The organism is Acinetobacter sp. 1130196, assembly GCF_000588095.1.
Taxonomy (GTDB): Bacteria; Pseudomonadota; Gammaproteobacteria; order Pseudomonadales; family Moraxellaceae; genus Acinetobacter; species Acinetobacter nosocomialis.
The window spans coordinates 79,451-102,286 of record NZ_JFWX01000009.1 but is presented as its reverse complement, the minus strand read 5'-3'; the positions used below and the strand labels follow the sequence as shown (position 1 = coordinate 102,286).

20 protein-coding genes and 1 riboswitch are annotated in these 22,836 nt (G+C 40.9%); of the genes, 17 read left to right on the top strand and 3 right to left on the bottom strand.

What is annotated here, in order from left to right; genetic code table 11:
* Positions 1–27 precede the first annotated feature (27 nt).
* Entirely contained in the window at positions 28–960 is a 933-nt protein-coding gene (locus J671_RS11060) for an IS5-like element ISAha3 family transposase (protein ID WP_004812228.1), read from the bottom strand.
* Between the two features lie 114 nt (positions 961–1,074).
* A complete protein-coding gene (locus tag J671_RS11055) occupies positions 1,075–1,287 on the bottom strand; it encodes a DUF1737 domain-containing protein (protein ID WP_031982276.1) in 213 nt (70 codons plus the stop codon).
* Between the two features lie 161 nt (positions 1,288–1,448).
* On the opposite strand from J671_RS11055, the gene gshB reads away from it, so the two are divergent.
* The 8 genes from gshB to lpxC all read left to right on the top strand — a co-directional run bounded on the left by gshB (position 1,449) and on the right by lpxC (position 10,685).
* Complete coding sequence (gene gshB / locus J671_RS11050; RefSeq protein ID WP_006582461.1) at positions 1,449–2,396, top strand: glutathione synthase; 948 nt, start codon at positions 1,449–1,451, stop codon at positions 2,394–2,396.
* Positions 2,397–2,630: 234 nt separating this feature from the next.
* Positions 2,631–3,728 carry an undecaprenyldiphospho-muramoylpentapeptide beta-N-acetylglucosaminyltransferase gene (gene murG / locus J671_RS11045; protein WP_000132437.1) on the top strand — a complete coding sequence of 366 codons (1,098 nt, stop codon included), beginning with the start codon at positions 2,631–2,633 and terminating at the stop codon, positions 3,726–3,728.
* An 11-nt stretch (positions 3,729–3,739) separates the two neighbouring features.
* Positions 3,740–5,188, top strand: coding sequence for a UDP-N-acetylmuramate--L-alanine ligase (gene murC, locus J671_RS11040; RefSeq protein WP_004884918.1), 1,449 nt, complete (start codon positions 3,740–3,742; stop codon positions 5,186–5,188).
* A 37-nt stretch (positions 5,189–5,225) separates the two neighbouring features.
* On the top strand, positions 5,226–6,152 hold the full coding sequence (locus J671_RS11035; RefSeq protein ID WP_000063661.1) for a D-alanine--D-alanine ligase: 927 nt from the start codon (positions 5,226–5,228) through the stop codon (positions 6,150–6,152).
* 2 nt (positions 6,153–6,154) lie between these two features.
* Entirely contained in the window at positions 6,155–7,009 is an 855-nt protein-coding gene (locus tag J671_RS11030; RefSeq protein ID WP_004884912.1) for a cell division protein FtsQ/DivIB, read from the top strand.
* Positions 7,010–7,069: 60 nt separating this feature from the next.
* Positions 7,070–8,332: a cell division protein FtsA gene (gene ftsA / locus J671_RS11025; protein ID WP_002053865.1), complete on the top strand. Its 1,263-nt coding sequence runs from the start codon at positions 7,070–7,072 to the stop codon at positions 8,330–8,332.
* 164 nt (positions 8,333–8,496) lie between these two features.
* Positions 8,497–9,672: a cell division protein FtsZ gene (ftsZ, locus tag J671_RS11020; protein ID WP_002053783.1), complete on the top strand. Its 1,176-nt coding sequence runs from the start codon at positions 8,497–8,499 to the stop codon at positions 9,670–9,672.
* 110 nt (positions 9,673–9,782) lie between these two features.
* Entirely contained in the window at positions 9,783–10,685 is a 903-nt protein-coding gene (gene lpxC / locus J671_RS11015) for a UDP-3-O-acyl-N-acetylglucosamine deacetylase (RefSeq protein ID WP_031982274.1), read from the top strand.
* 97 nt (positions 10,686–10,782) lie between these two features.
* Here lpxC and J671_RS0104400 read toward each other — a convergent pair whose 3' ends face one another.
* Positions 10,783–11,223 (bottom strand): DciA family protein, encoded by a 441-nt coding sequence (locus J671_RS0104400; protein WP_004711488.1) that lies wholly within the window; start codon positions 11,221–11,223, stop codon positions 10,783–10,785.
* Positions 11,224–11,330: 107 nt separating this feature from the next.
* Here J671_RS0104400 and J671_RS11010 point away from each other — a divergent pair, with 107 nt between their 5' ends.
* From J671_RS11010 to glmM, 9 genes are all read left to right on the top strand, one after another.
* Positions 11,331–12,023 (top strand): M23 family metallopeptidase, encoded by a 693-nt coding sequence (locus J671_RS11010; protein ID WP_031982272.1) that lies wholly within the window; start codon positions 11,331–11,333, stop codon positions 12,021–12,023.
* Between the two features lie 250 nt (positions 12,024–12,273).
* Positions 12,274–14,991 (top strand): pyruvate dehydrogenase (acetyl-transferring), homodimeric type, encoded by a 2,718-nt coding sequence (gene aceE / locus J671_RS11005; RefSeq protein ID WP_002053926.1) that lies wholly within the window; start codon positions 12,274–12,276, stop codon positions 14,989–14,991.
* 2 nt (positions 14,992–14,993) lie between these two features.
* On the top strand, positions 14,994–16,976 hold the full coding sequence (locus J671_RS11000; protein WP_031982271.1) for a 2-oxo acid dehydrogenase subunit E2: 1,983 nt from the start codon (positions 14,994–14,996) through the stop codon (positions 16,974–16,976).
* A 149-nt stretch (positions 16,977–17,125) separates the two neighbouring features.
* Positions 17,126–17,398, top strand: a complete 273-nt coding sequence (locus J671_RS0104395) for a hypothetical protein (RefSeq protein ID WP_031953548.1) — start codon at positions 17,126–17,128, stop codon at positions 17,396–17,398.
* Between the two features lie 36 nt (positions 17,399–17,434).
* Positions 17,435–17,631, top strand: a riboswitch (yybP-ykoY riboswitch).
* Between the two features lie 15 nt (positions 17,632–17,646).
* A complete protein-coding gene (locus tag J671_RS10995) occupies positions 17,647–18,222 on the top strand; it encodes a TMEM165/GDT1 family protein (protein WP_004711493.1) in 576 nt (191 codons plus the stop codon).
* 268 nt (positions 18,223–18,490) lie between these two features.
* Positions 18,491–19,288 carry an MBL fold metallo-hydrolase gene (locus J671_RS10990; protein ID WP_004711495.1) on the top strand — a complete coding sequence of 266 codons (798 nt, stop codon included), beginning with the start codon at positions 18,491–18,493 and terminating at the stop codon, positions 19,286–19,288.
* A 93-nt stretch (positions 19,289–19,381) separates the two neighbouring features.
* A complete protein-coding gene (locus J671_RS10985) occupies positions 19,382–19,747 on the top strand; it encodes a YkgJ family cysteine cluster protein (RefSeq protein WP_002053785.1) in 366 nt (121 codons plus the stop codon).
* Positions 19,748–19,882: 135 nt separating this feature from the next.
* Entirely contained in the window at positions 19,883–21,349 is a 1,467-nt protein-coding gene (gene guaB / locus J671_RS10980) for an IMP dehydrogenase (RefSeq protein WP_002053986.1), read from the top strand.
* Positions 21,350–21,497: 148 nt separating this feature from the next.
* Positions 21,498–22,835, top strand: coding sequence for a phosphoglucosamine mutase (gene glmM, locus J671_RS10975; protein WP_023188062.1), 1,338 nt, complete (start codon positions 21,498–21,500; stop codon positions 22,833–22,835).
* The last annotated feature ends 1 nt before the right edge of the window (position 22,836 follow it).

Here is a 22,836-nt window from a genome sequence, read left to right as displayed (position 1 = left end):
GCTGAGTTCTCCCCAATCCATTCAAATTTAAGACACAACTTGGGTGCGAGGTCTACCTAATTCCGTAAATCTATTCAGAACTGCCACACGCGCATGAATTTCATTGACCTGACTTTGAAAATGTCTTGCCGTCAGCCTATCACCTAATAATTTGATGCAATGCATCTTGGTTTCCACCAAACTACGACGGTGATAACCCGACCATTTTTTCCATAGGGTTCTGCCTAAATGTTTAACCGTTTGAAGTAACTCATTTCGTTCTATTGAACTTATTTTAGAATCTTTCCAGGGCTTGGCATTCTTTCTGGGTGGAATTACTGCATGTGCTTGACGATCTGAAATCACTTTTCTGCAGCACTTCGTGTCGTACGCGCCATCGGTATAGACAGAATCTATTCGCTCATCTAGTGGAATTTGATCCAGTAAATCACCTAGTACTTGTGAATCACTGACATTATTTGTAGTAAGCTGAACGGCACGTATTTGCAGTGTTTCAGCATCTATACCAATATGCAGTTTACGCCATTGCCGACGGTATTCAGGCTGATGTTTTTTACGCTTCCATTCGCCTTCACCTAAAAACTTTAAACCCGTAGAGTCGACAAGTAGGTGTAACCCATCATGACTTTTCTGATAGCTTATCGCAATATCAATATGCTTTTGTCGTCTACAAAGGGTGGAGTAATCTGGTGCTGTCCAATTCAAGCCACAGAGTTTAATCAGGCTTTGAACAAAGCCAGTAACCATACGTAAAGAAAGACGGAATAGAGATTTGATCATTAAACAGCATTGAATCGCTGTATCGGAATAAGTTTGATTTCGTCCTTGCTTGCCTTGTGGTTGTGCATACCATTGCGTCTTAGGATCAAACCAGATTGAAATATTTCCTCGCTTGATTAAAGCTTGGTTATACGAGGACCAATTGGTTGTACGATAGATTTTAGGTGTAGGCTTCTTCATCTGGAAATTATATTACTGAAGAAGCCTTCAAGAATAGCTTTGTGCAACAAAGCCGTTTTATTTATTAATAGAGGTTTGAAGAGGGTGCTTCATTATTAAAAAACACCCTTAGAGTTAAGCATTGTTTTTGAGCACATCTACAATATCCATTTCTGGATCATAGTTTTCATCAATCATTTTGCAAATTGCTTGGCCCACTATCACTTGAGTGCCATTAAAGGTCATGGTGGGTGCTTCATATAATTCCCAGCCATGATTGAGCGCTTTAGTCACTCGTGCGCAAAAAGCAGAGTCATCAGGGCCTGTTAAATAGCGATAAAGTTTCATCTTTAGCCTTTAAAAAATAATATTTTATGACCTTAGTTTAACTGAATTTATCTGAATTCAAGATAAAGAAATAACCGATAAGGTTTTACTAAAATTAAGAAAAACGAGTGAAAAATCTCAGCTATACTCATGCTAATTTAAATTTTAAGAAGAGCTTGAGCATGCGTGTACTTGTCGTCATGGATCCGATTGAAACCGTAAATCTGAAAAAGGATTCAACCATGGCAATGTTGTGGGCGGCGAGCCGTCGTGGACATGAATTAGGTTATGCATTACAGCAAGATTTATATATCGATCAAGGTAAAGCCTACGGTCTAATCTCTCCGTTAAAAGTTTTCGAAGATTACAATCATTATTATGAGTTAGGTGAAAAGAAAAAAGAATCAATCGCGGCTTATGATGTTGTACTCATGCGTAAAGATCCGCCTTTTGACATGAACTTTGTCTACACGACTTATGTGCTTGAGCAAGCTGAGCGTGAAGGCGCATGGATTATTAACAAGCCTCAATCACTGCGTGATTGCAATGAAAAACTTTTTGCTACGCAGTTTCCAGAGCTACAAGTGCCTACACTTGTGACATCACAGCAGAGCCTGATTCGTGAATTTATTAAAGAACATGGCGATGTGATTGTTAAGCCACTTGACGGTATGGGCGGGATGGGTATTTTCCGTTTATACCAAGACGGTGTAAATATTGGTTCTACATTGGAAATGTTGACAGAATTAGGCACTCGTCCAATTATGGCTCAGCGTTATATTCCTGAAATTGTAGAAGGGGATAAACGAATTCTAATGGTGAATGGTGAACCTGTTCCGTACTGTCTAGCTCGTATTCCACAAAATGGTGAAGTGCGTGGTAATTTGGCAGCTGGTGGTTTAGGTCAAGCGCGTCCACTTACTGAAAATGACAAACTCATTGCAGCGAAAATCGGGCCTTTCTTACGTGAAAAAGGATTGGTATTTGTTGGGCTTGATGTGATTGGTAATTATGTGACTGAAATTAATGTGACTAGCCCAACCTGTATTCGTGAAATTGATGCTCAATTTGGTACATCAATTGCCGATGATCTATTTGACGTATTAGAAGCGGGTCGTCCTGCTCAATAATCCAGTTTGAGTGATTTCCTAAGCGTATGCTGGGAAATCACCTAAAAATATATCAATTAATAAAACCACAATATGAAATACGCTAGCGCTTTGTAGGCATATTTTCAAAAAAGCACATCTTTCTGTTATAAACGAGTGAAATTCGCTTTTCGTTAATGAAGCTTTAGGATTAAAATAAACGGCTACAAAAATAGATGACAATTTCCATTGTTTTTTGAGTTGAAGAATTAGACCGTGACAGATTCACAGCAAAGCAAACCTAAACATGTCATGATGATGGCTGCCGGTACTGGTGGACATGTTTTTCCAGCCCTCGCCGTAGCCAAACAACTTCAACAGCAAGGTTGTCAAGTTTCATGGTTAGCCACGCCAACAGGTATGGAAAATCGGTTATTAAAAGATCAAAATATTCCAATATATCAAATTGATATTCAAGGTGTACGTGGCAACGGGGTCATCCGTAAACTTGCTGCGCCTTTTAAAATTTTAAAAGCAACTTTTAGCGCAATGCGCTATATGAAACAGCTTAAAGTTGACGCGGTAGCTGGCTTTGGTGGCTATGTTGCAGGCCCTGGTGGCTTGGCGGCGCGCTTATTAGGTATTCCTGTTCTCATTCATGAGCAAAATGCGGTTGCTGGTTTTACCAATGCACAGTTATCACGCGTGGCTAAAGTGGTGTGTGAAGCATTTCCAAATACTTTTCCTGCTAGCGAAAAAGTGGTAACGACTGGAAATCCGGTACGTCGTGAGATCACTGATATCTTAAGCCCAAAGTGGCGTTACGATGAGCGTGAGCAAGCGGGGAAACCCTTAAATATTTTAATTGTAGGCGGTTCTTTAGGTGCAAAAGCACTCAATGAACGTTTACCTCCGGCATTAAAACAACTTCAAGTGCCACTGAATATTTTCCATCAATGTGGTCAGCAACAGGTTGAGGCAACTCAAGCTTTGTACGCAGATGCGCCAGCAAATTTAACTGTACAGGTTTTGCCTTTTATTGAAGATATGGCAAAAGCCTATAGCGAAGCAGACCTGATTATTTGCCGTGCGGGCGCTTTAACTGTGACAGAAGTTGCTACCGCTGGAGTTGCAGCAGTTTTTGTGCCGCTTCCAATCGCGGTAGATGACCACCAAACTGCAAATGCCAAATTTCTGGCCGATGTCGGAGCTGCAAAAATTTGCCAGCAATCGACTATGACACCAGAAGTTTTAAATCAATTGTTTACCACGTTGATGAACCGCCAATTGCTTACAGAAATGGCAGTGAAAGCGCGTCAACATGCCCAACCAAATGCAACTCAGCATGTGGTTGATCTTATTCAAAAAATGTAATCGGATTTACTATGTCTCCAACAACAGCTGCAAACCAAGCAAAAAAATTGATTAAAGTGCCTGAAATGCGCCGTATCAAACATATTCATTTTGTGGGTATTGGCGGTGCAGGTATGTGTGGTATTGCTGAGGTGTTAGCTAACCAAGGATATAAAATTTCCGGTTCAGATATTAAAGCTTCAAAAACCACGCAACAATTAGAAGAAAATGGCATTAAGGTCTATATTGGACACGAAGCAGAAAATATTAAAAACGCTAATGTGCTTGTTGTGTCAACGGCTATTGATCCAGAAAACCCGGAAGTGAAAGCCGCAATTGAGCAACGTACCCCAATCGTACGCCGCGCAGAGATGCTAGGTGAGCTTATGCGTTACCGTCATGGTATTGCTGTAGCTGGTACACATGGTAAAACGACAACCACAAGTCTTTTAACGACCATGTTGGCTGAAGAAAACCTTGATCCAACTTATGTGATCGGTGGTTTGCTTAATAGTACAGGCGTAAATGCTGCATTAGGTGAAAGCCGTTTTATCGTAGCTGAAGCCGATGAATCAGATGCATCTTTCCTTTATTTGCAGCCAATGGCAGCGATTGTGACCAACATCGATGCTGACCATATGGACACTTATGAAGGCAGTTTTGATAAATTAAAAGATACTTTCGTACAGTTCCTTCATAACTTGCCATTCTATGGCTTAGCTGTAGTTTGTGGTGATGACGCAAATATTCGTGAGATTTTGCCGCGTGTAGGTCGTCCAGTTATTACTTATGGTTTTAACGAAGATAATGACATCCGTGCAATTGATGTAGAACAAGATGGCATGCGTTCGCACTTCACGGTATTGCGTAAAGGCCGTGAGCCGTTGCGTTTAACCATTAATCAGCCTGGTTTACATAATGTTTTAAATGCGTTGGCTGCGATTGGTGTTGCAACTGATGAAGGTGTTTCTGATGAAGCAATTAGTCGTGCATTAAAAGGCTTTAGTGGTGTTGGACGTCGCTTCCAAGTACAAGGTGAATTTGAGCTTGGTGAAGGTAATGTGAAATTAGTCGATGACTATGGACATCACCCTAAAGAAGTGGAAGCTACGATTAAAGCTGCTCGTCAAAGTCATCCTGACCGTCGTTTAGTGATGCTTTTCCAACCACATCGTTACTCTCGTACTCGTGATTGTTTTGATGACTTTATTGAAGTTTTATCTCAAGTCGACCAATTATTATTACTAGAAGTTTATCCGGCTGGAGAAAAACCAATTGTTGGCGCAGATAGCCGTACTTTGGCGCGTAGTATTCGTTTGCGTGGTCAGGTTGAGCCGATTTTAATTGATCCGGTTGAAGGTAATTTGCAAAACATCATGCAAAATGTGTTACAACCAAATGACTTGTTATTAACGCAAGGTGCAGGTAACGTTGGAGCAATTTCAGTAGAACTTGCACAGCACCATTTGTATGTGAAATAAACAAAAAGTATTGAATTATCGGGTTAAGGATTTAAACGTGTCAAATGCTACAAAATTCGGCAAAGTTGCTGTGTTACTTGGTGGAAAATCGGCTGAGCGTGCTGTGTCTTTAGATAGTGGTCAGGCAGTTCTGGACGCTTTGTTACGTTCAGGTGTTCAGGCTGAGGCATTTGATCCGCAAGACCGTAGCGTGACTGAACTTGTAAACTATGACCGTGCATTTATTGTATTGCATGGTCGTGGTGGCGAAGACGGTCAAATCCAAGGTGTGCTTGAGTGGTTAAACATCCCTTATACAGGAACGGGTGTACAAGGTTCTGCAATAGGCATGGATAAGGTTAAAACCAAGCAAATCTGGCAAGGTAGTGACTTACCAACTGCACCATATCGCATTATTACTAAAGAAACAGATCTAGACTCAGTCATTGCTGAATTAGGTTTACCTGTCATTATCAAGCCTGTACATGAAGGTTCAAGTGTAGGCATGAGTAAGGTTGAAAAAGCTGAAGACTTTGCAGCAGCAATTGAAAAGGCAACTCAGCACGATGCTGTTGTCATGGCAGAAAAATGGATTACAGGTCGCGAATTTACGATTTCATTCTTAAATGGTCAGCCTTTACCTGTTATTCGTTTGCAGCCACCAGCAGATGTTGCTTTTTATGATTATGAAGCAAAATATCAACGCAATGATGTCGAATATGGCATTCCTTGCGGTCTTAGCGAAACCGAAGAGAAAAAACTACAAGCCTTATGCTTACGCGCTTTTCAGGCTGTAGGTGCAGAAGGTTGGGGCCGTATTGATGCAATGCAGGATGAGCAAGGTAATTTCTGGCTTCTAGAAGTAAATACTGTGCCGGGTATGACCAGCCATTCACTTGTGCCAAAAGCTGCTAAAGCCGTGGGCTATAGCTTTGATGAATTGTGTGTTGCAATTCTTGAGCAAACATTGGAAGGTACGGCTTAAATATGGCACAACTTCCGGCTTCCATGCGCCGTAAACGTGCGGCGATTACCTCCATTCATGAAAAACCGCCTACGCGCAAGCAAAAGCTTGCCAATGCTGGCGGATGGGTGCTGTTGGTTATTGCCTTTTTAGTCTTGGCGGTCGGAATTTACGGTCTATATAAAGTTATTACTGATGCAACTGTCGCAAAGCTTGAGGTGGTAGGTTCAACAACTCCGGTTGAGAATCAGCAAGTGATGCGATATGTGCAGCCGATTGTAAAAGATAATTACTTTACGTCTGACTTAGAGCAGATTCGTGATAAAGCATTAGAAATTTCATGGGTAGACCGAGTTGTCGTATCTCGTGCCTGGCCAAATGGTATTCGTGTTCGTGTGATGCCTCGACATGCGATCGCCCGTTGGGGAACAGGTCGCTTATTAAGCGATGGTGGTGACGTATTTAGTGAGGCAGAACCGAGACTTCATCCTGAGCTTCCGCTGTTACATGGTCCAGTAAGCCAGTCTAAAATGATGATGCGACGCTATAATGAAATTAATCAGTTATTCCATCCTGTTAATTTGCGTTTAAAAGAGTTATATCTAACAGAGCGAATGACTTGGTTTATGCAGTTTGATTCTGGTTTGCGAATTATTGTTGACCAAGATCAAACAATGAATAAATTGCAACGTTTAAGTCACTTGGCACAATCTGACCTAAAACCTGTGTGGACGAAAATCTCAGCCATTGATTTGCGATATCGTAATGGATTATCTATTCAATGGAAGAATGCAACCCCACCTAAAATTGTGAATGGTCAGTTTGTTGTAACGAGTGATGACACAAGCATTGCAGGTGGTGCAAAAGCAAAGCCATAATACGTGGCTTTAAAATAGGCAATTTGCCTGGTATTAGACAACAAAGAAATGGTATGAGTGATGAGTGAAGCTGTTCCCTCAGTTGTTGCGATTGACATTGGGACGCATAAAGTTTCAGTTTTGATTGGAAAAATTCATGCGCCGGATAACATTCAGGTTATCGGTATGGCAACTGCTCGCAATCGAGGCATGAACAAAGGAAAAATTGTAAGTCTCGATAAAGTCATTGCTGCGATTAAAAACGCCGTTGCTGAAGCGGAAAATATGGCCGAATGTCGCATTCATAGTGCGTGGGTCTCTATTCCGAGTACCGAGTTGCAAAGTTTCTATGCTTCTGGACGCACACCTGTTGCTAACCCAGCACATGTGATTACAACCAATGAAGTTGTCCGTGCATTAGAGTTAGCAAAAGCAAGTCATGTGACTTCAGACTACTATCTAGCGAGTGCAGTGCCACTCGGGTTTGAGTTAGGTGATTCTGCAGAATGGGTCCAAAACCCAATCAATATGACTGCTCACAGCATGACTGGCCACTATCAGCTCATGATGATGCCGATTGCCACTATGCAAAACCTTGATCGTGCTATGAAAGGTGCGAACATTGGTGTTGAGAAAATGGTAGTTTCTTGCTTGGCTACGGCTGAAGCAAGTTTGCTGAAAGATGAAAAAGAATATGGTGTCTGTCTTGTTGATATCGGTGCAGGTATTACCAACCTGGCAGTTTATTTAGATGGCCGTTTGGCTTTAGCACGTACATTACAACGTGGTGGTGAGCATGTGACACGTGACATTGCTGCTGTGTTGCAAACAACTACTGAAGAAGCTGAACGCATTAAAATTCTGCATGGCTGTGTTGATCTAAGTGCTGTTAAGCCTGACCATATGATTCAAGTTCAGGGTATTGATGGCCCTCAAACGATTAGTCGTATTGAGTTATCAGAAATTATTATTGCGCGTTATGAAGAGATTTTTAGCCAGATTCGCGAAGAACTCGAACAAAGCGGTGCAATCCATGGCCTGTATCATGGTGTAGTGTTGACAGGCGATGCTTGTCAAATCGAAGGTATGGTAAGTTTGGCTCGTCGTATGCTGGGTGTGTCTGCTCATTTAGGTAATCCACCATTACAGGTGTATGCTGATGATCAGCATCAGGCTGCATTACGCCGATCAATGTATGCGACAGCAGCTGGTTTGCTTATGTTTAGCCAAAGCGAATTACAAGAAGCTGTTGAGGAACCTGAAGAGGGGAATGACCGTTCGGTATGGGAACGAATGGTGAATGGCTGGAATGCGTTTAATAGCAAACTTAAAGCCATTTTTTAGGATGTATGGATTTATTGGTAGAATTGTTAGGAAGTTGTAAGAGAAAACCACTGTACTTGACAAGGTTTGTATTGCACAGCATTCTTAAAATTAGTTATTTTTGAAAATCAAGGCAGTATACGGGCTGAAGTGACTGCCATAATGTATTAGGAACCCTAAAGGTCATGGCCTCATTTGAATTTATAGAAGATGAACTAAACGATGGCAACGGTCAAGCCCGTTTCACTGTATTTGGTGTAGGTGGCGGTGGCGGTAATGCCGTTCAGCACATGGTACAGTCTGATATTCAGGGTGTTAAATTCGTTTGTGCCAATACAGATAAACAAGCACTTGACTGTATGAATGCCCCTTTCAAAATTCAGTTAGGTGAGCAAAGTACACGTGGTCTAGGTGCTGGTGCTAACCCTGAAGTAGGTCAGGTTGCCGCAGAAGAAAGCCGTGAAATTATTCGTCAGCACCTTGAAGGAACTGACATGGTATTTGTAACCGCTGGTATGGGTGGTGGTACAGGTACTGGTGCAGCTCCGGTTGTTGCCGAAGTTGCTAAAGAAATGGGGATTTTGACTGTTGGTGTTGTAACAACGCCATTTAACTTTGAAGGTCGTCGTCGTCAAAAATCTGCTGAGCGTGGTATTGAAGCGCTTGAAGCACATGTTGATTCATTGATTATTATTCCTAATCAACGCTTATTAAGCGTGTATGGTGATATTTCAATGAAAGATGCCTATAAAAAGGCAGATGATGTATTGTTAAACGCTGTACGTAGTATCTTTGACCTTGTGGTTAACCGTGGTCACATTAACCTTGACTTCGCCGATTTGAAAACTGCAATGAGTACTCGCGGTTATGCAATGATGGGTGCTGGTTTAGGCCGTGGTGAAGACCGTGCTCGTCAAGCTGCTGAACAAGCCATCCGTAGTCCACTACTTGATAATGTGAATATTATTAATGCAAAAGGCGTGTTAATTAACATTACAGGTGGTGATGACATCACGTTACGTGAAACTGAAATCATTACTGATGTGGTTAACCAAATTGTTGACCTTGATGAAGGCGAGATTTTCTACGGTACAGTATTTGATCCAGATGCGCGTGATGAATTACGTGTAACTGTGATTGCAACTGGTTTAACACGTAATGCAGCTGATGCAGAACCAAGAAAGCGTAATACTGTAAGTCATACAGCAACTCAATCTGCACAATCTGTAGATGAAGATGACGTTCCAGCAATTAATAAGCGTCAAAATGCTGAAAATGATGTGAATAATGCACCAAGTTCATCACCGCGTTCTTCTCCAATGAGCATTCAAGATTACTTGAAAAATCAGCAACGTAAGTAATATAGCATTCAATCTATTAAAAGGCAGTGTATAAACACTGCCTTTTTTTATTTTTGATCAATGACTAAATATGCTAACGTATAGCGGTTTTAAAAAAGAAGTTACAAAGCATGGTGAAACAGCGTACTCTCAATCGTGTGGTAAAAGCGAGTGGAATAGGTCTTCATAGCGGTCAAAAAGTGATGATCAATTTCATTCCACATACCGTGGATGGAGGTATTGTATTTCGCCGTATCGATTTAGATCCACCTGTCGATATTCCTGCTAATGCATTGCTGATTCAAGAAGCATTCATGTGTTCAAACCTTGTTACTGGTGATATTAAAGTAGGTACCATTGAGCATGTGATGAGTGCGATTGCCGGTTTAGGAATTGATAATTTAATCGTGGAAGTGTCAGCATCTGAAGTCCCCATTATGGATGGTAGTGCTGGACCATTTATTTATTTGTTAATGCAAGGTGGCTTGCGTGAACAAGATGCCCCGAAAAAATTTATAAGAATATTAAAGCCAGTTGAAGCTTTAATTGATGATAAAAAAGCGATTTTTAGACCACATAATGGTTTTCAACTCAACTTTACGATTGATTTTGATCATCCTGCCTTTGCAAAAGAATATCAATCTGCGACTATCGATTTTTCTACTGAAACCTTTGTGTATGAAGTCAGTGAGGCACGTACTTTTGGTTTTATGAAGGATTTAGATTACCTCAAAGCAAATAATTTAGCTTTAGGGGCAAGTCTAGACAATGCCATTGGTGTAGATGATACAGGTGTTGTGAACGAAGAAGGCCTACGATTTGCCGATGAATTCGTTCGTCACAAAATTTTAGATGCAGTAGGTGATTTGTATTTACTTGGTCATCAAATTATTGCCAAGTTCGATGGCTATAAATCAGGACATGCTTTAAATAATCAGCTATTACGCAATGTTCAAAGTGATCCGAGTAATTATGAAATTGTAACATTTAATGACGAGAAAGACTGTCCAATTCCATACGTGAGTGTGACATAAGTCATTGTCTTTATTTGGCTATGTTATAATGTAACAATAAAAACTGTGATTTTAATCACATAATAAGAACGATTCTAATTAAGGAATAGAAAGCTCATCATTTTTTATTGCTTGCCAAACGTAGTAAAGCTTGGCTAAGCTTAGGGTCGCTCACGAAGTCGGCAGCACTACGTAACATTTCTTGTGTTTCCGGGGGGATGGATTTAGAAGGCTCAGATGGGGGCGCTGTAGGAATAGTTTTATTTCTTAAGCGAACTTGAATTCTTTGTAGGTCTTTTAGTCCTTCAAGTTGAGATAATTTAGATATATATTGGCTCTGTAAATAGCTGAGTTGACTAATCATTGCCTGATTTTCACCAGTAATAATTAAAGTGCCATTTTGATAACACACGACCTGCCATTGTTCCGGTTGGGGCAATAAGGGTTGGATTATTTTCGTAAGTCTTTGCCATTGCGCGACTTGCGTTGTTAGAAACGTAAGGTTTCCTGTTTTTATGTGTTTTCCGGATTGTTGAAAAACGTTATCGGGTTTAGACATTGATCGTTCTCGAATGGTTTCTTGTCCTAATCTTAAGCGTTCATTTCAACCGATATCAAGGAAGAGATCATAAGGAACTTGAGTAAGAACAGTTTCAAGAGGTTTTTATGCACACGCGTCGTATTTTATTAGCGTTTTCACTTGCCGCTTCGGCAGCATCGGTTGCTTTTGCAGATTATCAAAATATTAACCAATCTACTGACTCAGATCGATTGGAACAGTTATCAAAAACATTATCTCAAGGTTCATATACGCATCCTGATGATTTAGATCTTCCGGCAAGTGCTAAAGTTTCAGTCACTTTACGCCCAAAAACAGTTGAGCTCAACAATGACTCACTGGCAAAAAAATATGGTCATACGACTGCAAAAAATTCTTTTAATGCCTCTTCTTCAAATCCTTATTCTTGGTTAGTTTCTCATCCTCTTCCGGATAGCGTACGTGTTTCTTCTAACTTTGGTGGCCGTACCATGGGTGGTCGTGCAGAGCATCATGGTGGTTTGGATATGTCTGCGCCAAGTGGTACACCGATCTATGCAACTGGTCCTGGTATTGTAACTAAATCAGGTTGGGGTACAGGTTATGGTCAATATGTTGAAATTAACCACGGTAATGGTTATTTAACACGCTATGCACACGCTTCACGTTTAATGGTTCGTGTGGGTGATCAGGTTTCTGCTGGTGATCATATTGCCAATGTGGGTTGTACAGGTCGTTGTACAGGACCGCATTTACATTATGAAGTAGTTAAAGATGGTCAACGTAAGAATCCATCAACTTACTTAGCAATGTTGCCTTAATAGAGTTTCATAAAAGTTCAAGGTTATTAAATTTATGAATCTGAAATGAACATAAACCTTTCTTAACGCAATGATCGTATAAAAAAACGCCAATATTGGCGTTTTTTTGTTATTTTGTTTACTGCTCGGTCAATGACTATTCATTCAGAAAATAATAGAGCCCCCTCACATTCACCCGTGGCAATAACTTGAGAGGGGCAAAACGTGATAAAAATACAAAGTAGATTAGAGAACAAGGAACAGGTGAATTATGGCGTTTTACGGTGACTCCGACGCACAAGAAACCCAAGAATGGCAAGATGCATTCGATTCAGTTTTACAACATATGGGAACTGAGCGAGCGGCATTCTTGTTGGAAAAACTTTACCAACAAGCAATTGCTAAGCATGTTCCAATTCAACGTCTCAATACACCTTACTTAAATACAATTTCTGTTGAAGAACAACCTGCAATGCCAGGCGACCAAGATATGGAACGCCGTATTCGTGCATTGATTCGTTGGAATGCCTTAGCAATGGTACTTCGCGCGAATAAAACAGGTGATGATTTAGGTGGTCACTTGGCGAGCTTCGCATCAAGTGCAACATTATATGACGTAGGTTTTAACCATTTCTTCCGCGCAAACAGCGATAACTTTGGCGGAGATATGATTTATTACCAAGGACACTGTGCTCCTGGTATTTATGCACGTTCATTCCTTGAAGGACGTTTAACTGAAGAACAGTTAAGTAATTTCCGCCGTGAAGTTGGCGGTAACGGTTTACCAAGCTATCCACATCCGTATTTAATGCCGGACTATTGGCAGTTCCCAACTGTATCAATGGGTCTTGGTCCAATCATGTCGATTTATCAAGCGCACATTCAAAAATATTTGATGAACCGTGGCCTGATCAAAGAAGAAGATCGTAAAGTTTGGGCATACCTCGGCGATGGCGAGATGGATGAGCCAGAAAGCTTAGGTGCCATCTCACTGGCTGGTCGTGAGAAGCTTGATAACTTAATTTGGGTAGTGAACTGTAACTTACAGCGTCTAGATGGTCCTGTACGTGGTAACGGTAAAATTATTCAAGAACTTGAATCGATCTTCCGTGGCGCAGGCTGGCGTGTCATTAAAGTAGTATGGGGCCGTCATTGGGATCCACTACTTGCTAAAGATACAAGCGGTGCATTAAAAGCACGTATGGAAGAAGCTGTTGATGGTGACTATCAACGTTATCAAGTAAAAGGTGGCGCGTATACACGTGAAAAATTCTTTGGTAAGTACCCAGAAGCTGCGGAACTTGTAAAAGATTTAAGCGATGAAGATATTGATGCGTTAAACCGTGGTGGTCATGACCCTTACAAAGTTTTTGCTGCATATGCAGAAGCGATGAAAGCGAAAGGCCAACCAACAGTGATCTTGGCGAAAACCATTAAAGGTTATGGTTTGTCTGAAGAAATTGAAGCGGTAAACAAAACACACCAAATCAAAAAGATGCAAATTGACTCTTTAAGATATGTACGTGACCGTTTCAATCTTCCATTTTCAGATGAGCAATTAGAAGAGCTTCCATTCTATCGCCCAAGTGAAAACTCTCCAGAAATGAAATATATGAAAGCACGTCGTGAAGCTTTAGGTGGATACCTGCCTGCACGTCGTCGTGAGAGTGAATCTTTAGCAATTCCTGAATTATCTGTATTTGATGCAGTGTTGAAAGGTTCGGGTGGCAAAGAGCAATCAACTACTATGGTGATGGTTCGTTTAATTGCTGCTTTACTTAAAGAAAAAGCGATTAAAGACCGCGTAGTGCCAATCGTTCCAGATGAAGCACGTACTTTTGGTTTAGAAGGTATGTTCCGTCAGCTTGGTATTTATGCTGCTCACGGCCAAAAATACACGCCAGAAGACCAAGAACAGTTAATGCATTACCGTGAAGCAAAAGACGGTCACATGTTACAAGAAGGGATCAACGAAGCAGGTGCGATGAGTGCATGGGCTGCGTTAGCGACAAGTTATTCAACTAATAACTTGCCAATGATTCCAATGTACATGTATTACTCAATGTTTGGTTTCCAACGTATTGGTGATATTGCATGGGCTGCGGGTGACGCACAAGCTCAAGGTTTCTTGTTAGGCGCGACTGCAGGCCGTACGACATTGAACGGTGAAGGTTTACAGCACCAAGACGGTCATTCACATATCTTGGCAAACACGATTCCAAACTGCGTGTCTTATGACCCATGTTTTGGTTATGAGTTAGCGGTAATTGTACATGATGGTTTACAACGCATGTATGTGAACCAAGAGCGTGTGTTCTATTACTTAACAGTAATGAATGAGAACTACGAGCATCCTGAAATGCCAGAGGGCGTTGAAGAAGGCATTAAACGTGGTATGTATTTATTCGAGAAAGATGAAAAAGCAACTGTCCAGTTACTTGGTTCAGGTGTAATCCTTCGCGAAGTGATTAAAGCTGCGAAAATCTTACGTGATGAATACCAAATCCATTCAAATGTTTGGAGTGTAACAAGCTTCAATGAGTTAGCACGTGATGGTATGGCATGTGAAGAATACAACCGCCTACACCCACTTGCTGAAGAAGTTAAGGAATCTTGGGTATCTAAACAATTACGTGGTACGGAAGGTATCGTAGTTTCTGCTACCGACCATATGCGTGCTTATAGCGAACAAATCCGTGCGTATCTTCCAGATGGTCGCCCATTTGTTGCATTAGGTACAGATGGTTACGGCCGTTCAGATACACGCGCGAACTTACGTAGTTTCTTTGGTGTTGATGCTGCCCACATTGTTGTTGCTACTTTGAAAAAATTAGCTGACGAAGGTGAAGTAGACGCACGTTTGGTGAAAGATGCAATTTCTAACTTTGAGTTAGATACTGACCGTCCGGTTGCATGGGCTCCACAAGCACATCCGGAAGTTCAGCCAGTTGCTGAATACAATGAAACGCAAACAGGTGAGGGGAACTAAGCATGCAAATTAAGACCCCTGATATTGGTGTAGATAAAGCAAACGTCGCTGAAATTTTAGTAAAAGTTGGCGACCGTGTTGAAGTTGACGACAGTATCGTTGTGCTTGAGTCTGATAAAGCAACTGTTGAAGTGCCTAGCACTTCAGCAGGTGTCGTAAAAAGCATCTTGATTAATCAAGGTGATGATGTGACTGAAGGTGTTGCTTTGATTGAGATCGAAGCAGAAGGTGCGGCACAAGCAGCTCCGGAACCAACACCAGCTCCTGCGGCTGAAAAGCCAGCTGCTCCAGCACCTGCACAGCAAACTCAAGCTTCAGCTCAACCTGCTGCCTCTACATCAACTTCTACTGTTGAAGTGACTGTACCTGACATTGGCGTTGAAAAAGCATTGGTTGGTGAAATCCTCGTTAAAGTGGGTGACCAGATCGATGTTGAACAAAGTATTGTTGTTGTAGAGTCAGATAAAGCAACTGTGGAAGTTCCAAGTAGCGTTGCTGGTACTGTAGAAAGTATTCAAGTGAAAGAAGGCGATACCGTTAAAGAAGGTGTTGTTCTTATTCAAGTGAAAACAGCAGCTGCATCTAATGCGCAAGCAGAAGCTCCTGCTACTACACCAGCTCCAGCTGCAGCCGCTGAACCAGTTGCTACAAAGCAAGAAACTGTTGCGGCAGCTGCTACTCAATCTGGTCCAGTTGATATCAATGTTCCTGACTTGGGCGTAGATAAAGCAGTTGTTGCTGAAATCTTAGTACAAGTTGGCGATAAAGTTGATGTAGACCAAAGCCTTGTTGTAGTTGAATCAGATAAAGCAACTGTGGAAGTTCCAAGTACCGTTGTTGGTGTTGTAAAAGCAATTCACTTGCAAGCAGGCCAACAAGTTTCACAAGGTATATTGCTTGCAACAATTGAAGCTGAAGGCCAAGCACCTGCTGCTGCACCAGCGGCAAAAGCAGAAGCAGCCGCAGCTCCACAGGCAGCAGCACCTAAAGCAGCTGCTCCTGCTACAACACAGTCTGCACCTGCGGCGCCTACATCTGGCACTGATAAGTTAACGAAAGAGCAAGAAGCAGAAAACGCTAAAGTATATGCAGGTCCTGCTGTTCGTAAGCTTGCTCGTGAACTTGGCGTGATTTTGTCACAAGTTAAAACTTCTGGTGAGCATGGCCGTGTAGTTAAAGAAGATATCTTTGCTTATGTGAAGAGTCGTTTAACGGCACCACAAGCGGCACCAGTTGCTGCGGCTGCACCAGCAGTTTCGGGTTTACCAAAGCTTCCTGACTTTACTGCTTTTGGTGGCGTGGAAGAAAAAGTACTGACGCGTCTGCAGCAAGTATCAATTCCGCAGTTGTCTTTAAACAATTACATTCCACAAGTAACTCAGTTTGACCTTGCAGATATTACTGAGTTAGAAGCTTGGCGTGGTGAGTTGAAAGACGGCTTTAAGAAACAAGGTGTGAGCCTAACAATTTTGGCATTTATTGCAAAAGCTGTAGCACACTTGTTGAAAGAAGAGCCTTATTTCGCGGGTCACTTGGCAGATGATCAGAAATCTGTATTACTCCGTAATGAAATCCATATGGGTATTGCTGTTGCAACTCCAGATGGTTTGACAGTACCTGTACTACGTAATCCTGACCAAAAATCAATTAAGCAAATTGCTGTTGAATTAGGTGAGCTCAGTAAAAAAGCGCGTGATAAGAAATTAACACCGAAAGATTTACAAGGTGCTAACTTCACGATTACAAGCTTAGGTTCAATTGGCGGTACAGCATTTACCCCACTAGTTAACTGGCCACAAGTTGCAATTTTGGGTATTTCACCTGCAACGATGCAGCCTGTATGGAATGGTAAAGACTTTGATCCACGCTTAATGTTGCCGTTGTCATTGTCTTATGACCACCGTGTAATTAATGGTGCGGATGCAGCTCGCTTTACAAATAAACTTACGAAACTTCTTAAAGATATTCGTACTTTATTAATCTAATGCTTTGAAAGAACATACTAAAACCTCGCTTCGGCGGGGTTTTGTTTTAATGTCTGTTTGACTTAATTTTTAGGTTAATCTACACATTAAGCAGGATTTATCGAGAGTGAGGAAAAATTTCTCGTTATTACATAAAGGAGAAGTAGTAAATGTTGGGTTTTCTGAAAATTATGTTGCCCTTACTATTGATTGTGTTTTTATTGATGGGATTATGGGTCAGTATTTTACACTTCCCCTGGGAATGGATGACTTATGTGGTGATGGGTTTTGAGGTGTTTGTTGCTACTTTGATTTTGCCTTTTGAATATCAGGCTGGAACGAGCAGTAGCCCTATTGGTTTTATTCATATAAGTGCTTATTTTGCAGTGATATTAGGTATTGCACGATTAGTCGTGTGGGCGTGGATAAAATTTGTTACTTGAAAGTTTGAAAAATCGACTGACTTGAATATAATAGACGCATACTTCATTGGGGAGTAGCCGCTATTCACAGCAAAGGTGAATAGGTGATGGTCAACATAATTGTTCAACAGAACATGGTCATCATAGCTTAAACGTCTCATCGTTTCTGAGTTGGCAAGACCTTTGATTTACCACTCTGCAATCATTTTATGATATTTGGCTAGCAGGAGGGGTAGGTCATAGGCATTTATGCTAGCCAGAGAACCGACATGCAAGAATTTCTGATTTCTACCTCGATTGTTGCCCTCGCTGAAATGGGCGATAAAACTCAATTGTTGGCACTTTTACTATCTGCGCGTTTCCGTAAGCCAATTCCTATTTTAATTGCGATTCTTTTAGCAACACTTATTAATCATGGTATTTCTGCTGTGCTTGGACAATGGATTACCACAGTTCTAAGCCCTGAAATTTTAGTCTGGGTACTCGCTGTTGGTTTCATTGGTATGGCATTCTGGATGCTTATTCCGGATAAGCTCGATGATGAAACCGATAGTATTAATAAATGGCAAAAATTTGGTGTTTTTGGGGCAACCTTTATTTTATTTTTCTTAGCAGAAATTGGTGATAAAACCCAAATTGCGACAGTCGCTTTAGCTGCACGCTATGACAGTATTTTCTGGGTGATGCTAGGTACAACATTAGGTATGATGATTGCCAATGCACCAGCTGTATTTATTGGTAATAAATTAGCTGAACGTCTCTCTATCTCACTGATTCATAAAATTGGTGCAGCTATTTTCTTCATTGTAGGTGTTTCTACGCTAGTACAACATTATTTCTTCTAAGTTATTTTCAATTTGTATAAAAACGCATTCATGAAGAGTGCGTTTTTTTTGAGCTTTGAAGAAGTTAAACTTTACGATATAGCTTATTTAAGAAAATGTTAGAGGATTACTCAATTTCTTGATGATTCATTTCTAGAATAAGAAAAGTAAAATCTATTTTAAAATATTATGAGAAATATCAATTAATTCATTGCAAGCACTTTAGAATCCCTTTATTTTAGTAGGGATATAAAAATATCTAATATTTAAAATTTTTTTGGGGAATTGTATGGGGTTTGAAAAAACAACATCACAGATATTATTTGATAATGGCGTACATAAATGTATTAGTTTTACCAGTTTGGTCAAAGGGGAAGGCATACAAGCCAATCAATTTTTAATTATTGATCATGAACGAGCAGCCGTTATTGACCCAGGTGGCGACTTGACCTACGTTCCATTGACGATGGAACTTAATAAATATACTCGTCTTAAAAATTTGGACTATGTAATCGCTTCACATCAGGACCCAGATATTATTACTTCAATGCCTCGTTGGCTGGTTTATACCGATGCTAAGGTGGTGGCCTCTAAATTGTGGGCACGATTTTTACCTCACTTAAATTCATCATTTATGAGTGAGCGTATGAAAGGAAATTGGGAAGATCGTCTAATTGAGCTACCAGATCGTGGTCAAGTGATTCAACTAGGCGAATCAAAGCTTGTCATGGTTCCGGCCCATTTCCTACATTCGGTAGGTAATTTTCAGTTTTATGATCCAGTTGCCAAGATTTTATTTTCTGGTGATATGGGGGCTTCTATTGTGGAGGATGCAAGTCAGCCTCTCAAAGATTTTGATGCCCATGTGATGAAAATGAAGGCTTTTCATCAGCGCTATATGTGCTCCAATAAAGTTATTCGTTTATGGGTCAACATGGTCCGTCAAATGGATATTGAGATGATTGTACCTCAGCATGGTACTCCATTTATTGGTAAAGAAATGATTAATCAGTTTTTAGACTGGATTGAGACCTTACCATGCGGCGTAGATTTAATGACTGAGCAAATTTTTAGCTGTCCGACATAAAAAGTTATCTTCAATATCTTGAGTCCAATTTGAAATTTTTTTAGGATTTTGCGCCATAGAAAAAAATTTTTGATGACGAGAATTTGAATAAAAATGTTATCTCAAGTTGCGACTCCAGATGAGTGCCTACGCTGTGGGGCGTGTTGTGCACATTTTCGGGTTTCATTTTATTGGGCTGAGGCCGAGTTAATGGATGAACATCTCGTTGAACCTTTAACACCCGTTTATTCGTGTATGCGTGGAACCAATCAAGCTCAGCCACGATGTCAGGCTCTAACAGGTGAAATTGGTAAAGAGGTAGGTTGTTCTATTTATGCTGTGCGTAGTTCTACCTGTAAAGAAGTACAGATTGCAGATGAACAGTGTAATAAAGCACGCTTGGCGCACCAATTGATTCCTTTGATTGAGGTAAGCCCAGCAGATTCAGAAAATGATCATGATTATGATCAGGTGAGTTAAATATGAGCTAACACGATAATAAGTGAGAAATATTTAGAGTAGGTAAATATCTATTGCTGAAAAAGGCAAAGATAATATGAAAATTGCATTGAAATTTGTTTATAATAGCTCACGGAATTTACCAGTGAGATTGTTATGCTGACCATCGTTCAAGAAGCGCTAACCTTCGATGATGTCTTATTACTTCCTGCCTACTCTACTGTTCTCCCAAAAGATGTCTCTTTAAAGACACGTTTAACTCGCGGCATTCACTTAAATATCCCATTAGTTTCAGCTGCAATGGATACGGTGACTGAGTCACGTATGGCGATTGCAATGGCGCAAAATGGTGGTATCGGGATTTTGCACAAAAACATGGATATTGCTGCTCAAGCTGCAGAAGTACGCCGTGTGAAAAAATTCGAAGCGGGTATGGTGAAAGATCCAATCACTGTAACCCCAGAAACCACAGTACGTGAACTTATTGCAATTACCAGCGCTAATAACATTAGCGGTGTACCTGTTGTTAAAGACGGCAAGGTTGTTGGTATTGTGACAGGCCGTGATACACGTTTTGAAACTAACTTGGAACAACCTGTTAGCAACATCATGACAGGCCAAGATCGTTTGGTGACTGTGCGTGAAGGCGAGTCTAAAGAAAATATTCAAGCATTATTGCAAAAGCATCGCATTGAAAAAGTTTTGGTCGTTGGCGAAAACAACGAACTTAAAGGTTTAATTACGGTAACTGACTTCCGTAAAGCTGAGAGTTATCCAAATAGTTGTAAAGATGATCTTGGTCGTTTACGTGTTGGTGCTGCGGTAGGTACAGGCGTTGAAACACCAAGTCGTGTAGAAGCATTGGTTGAAGCTGGTGTTGACGTCATTGTTGTTGATACAGCACACGGCCACTCTGCTGGTGTTATTGAACGTGTACGTTGGGTAAAACAAAACTTCCCTCAAGTCCAAGTGATTGGCGGTAATATCGCAACTGGTGATGCTGCATTGGCATTATTAGATGCAGGCGCAGATGCTGTAAAAGTAGGTATTGGTCCTGGTTCTATCTGTACGACACGTATTGTGGCAGGTATTGGTATGCCGCAAATTTCTGCGATTGACAGCGTTGCTAATGCACTTAAAGATCAAATTCCTCTAATTGCAGATGGCGGTATCCGTTTCTCTGGCGATATGGCAAAAGCGATCGGTGCGGGTGCAAGCACAATCATGGTTGGTTCACTTCTAGCGGGTACTGAAGAAGCGCCTGGTGAGGTTGAATTCTTCCAAGGCCGTTACTACAAAGCATATCGTGGTATGGGCTCATTAGGTGCAATGGCTGGAGCGACAGGTTCTGCTGACCGCTACTTCCAGGATTCAAAAGCAGGTGCTGAAAAGTTAGTACCAGAAGGAATTGAAGGTCGTGTTCCATATAAAGGCCCAATGGGTAATATCGTTCATCAAATGATGGGTGGTTTACGTTCATCTATGGGCTATACAGGTTCATCAGTGATTGAAGACCTTCGCCAAAATGCGAAATTTGTGAAAATTACTTCAGCGGGCATGTCTGAGTCACATGTTCATGATGTAACGATTACTAAAGAAGCTCCGAACTATCGTGTTGGTTAGATTTTAGTAACCAAATCAAGTAAGAAAGCCGTCAGTACACTGACGGCTTTTTGTTTTTGGTGTAAAGTAAATCTGATGAAAATAGATATGGCAGAATAGCCATATATGAAATGAGCCACGGCTGAAGTGGCGTAAAATGAGATAAGCTATGAGTTATTTTGGAACGGATGGTATTCGTGGAAAATTTGGGCAAATGCCGATTACACCAGAGTTTGCTTTAAAACTCGGGTTCGCCGCAGGGAAGGTATTAAAACGAACGAGTCCAAAAAATAAACCGCTTGTGGTATTAGGAAAAGATACACGTTTATCTGGCTATATTTTAGAGTCTGCTTTGCAGGCGGGATTAAACGCTGCTGGCGTATATGTTCACTTACTTGGACCATTGCCGACACCGGCTATTGCACATCTTACCCGTGCCTTACATGCGCATGCAGGTATTGTTATTTCTGCATCACATAATCCTTATTTTGATAATGGAATTAAATTTTTCTCAAGTGAAGGTAAAAAATTACCAGATGCATTACAGGAAGAAATTAATAAAGAATTAGAAAAAGAGTTATTTATTGATGACACTGCGAACTTAGGTAAAAGTGTTCGTGTAAATGATGCAAATGGTCGTTACATTGAATTTTGTAAGTCTACATTTCCATATCACTTCGATTTAAATAATTTAAAAATTGTTGTGGATTGTGCACATGGTGCAGCTTATAGCGTTGGGCCTTCAGTTTTCCGTGAGTTAGGTGCCAAAGTTGTTGCTCTGTACAACGAACCAGATGGTTTAAATATTAATGAAAACTGTGGTTCGACTCACCCAGAAAGTTTACAAAAAGCAGTAGTTGAGCAAGAAGCTGATCTAGGAATTGCCTTTGATGGCGATGCCGACCGTGTCGTGATGGTTGATAAGTTTGGGAACTTAATTGATGGTGACCACATCTTATATATTTTGGCGACTCAAGCGAAAAACAAGCCAGTAGGTATTGTTGGTACTGTTATGAGTAATATGGCGCTTGAAATTGCACTTGAAAAAGCAAACGTTGGCTTTGTTCGTGCAAAAGTTGGTGACCGCTATGTATTACAAGCATTAGATGAAAATGGATGGGTCACAGGTGGAGAACCATCTGGACATATTTTAACGTTAGATAAGAGCACAACAGGTGATGCGATTATTGCAGCACTTCAAGTGTTAACTGTAATGGTTGAGCAAAATAAAGCGCTCCATGAATTGGTTCAGGACTTTAAATTATTCCCACAAGTGCTTGTAAATATACGTTTAGAACAAATGCTTGATCCATACTCCATTCCAGCATTAGTGACTGAGTTCAATAAAGCAGAAGAACAGCTTAAAGGACGTGGACGTATTTTAGTTCGTAAGTCTGGAACTGAGCCAGTCATTCGTGTCATGGTTGAAGGCGATGACGAACAAGAAGTGAATGCTTTGGCTGAACATTTAGCAAATGCAGTCCGTTCACAAGCGCAAGTTGCATAAG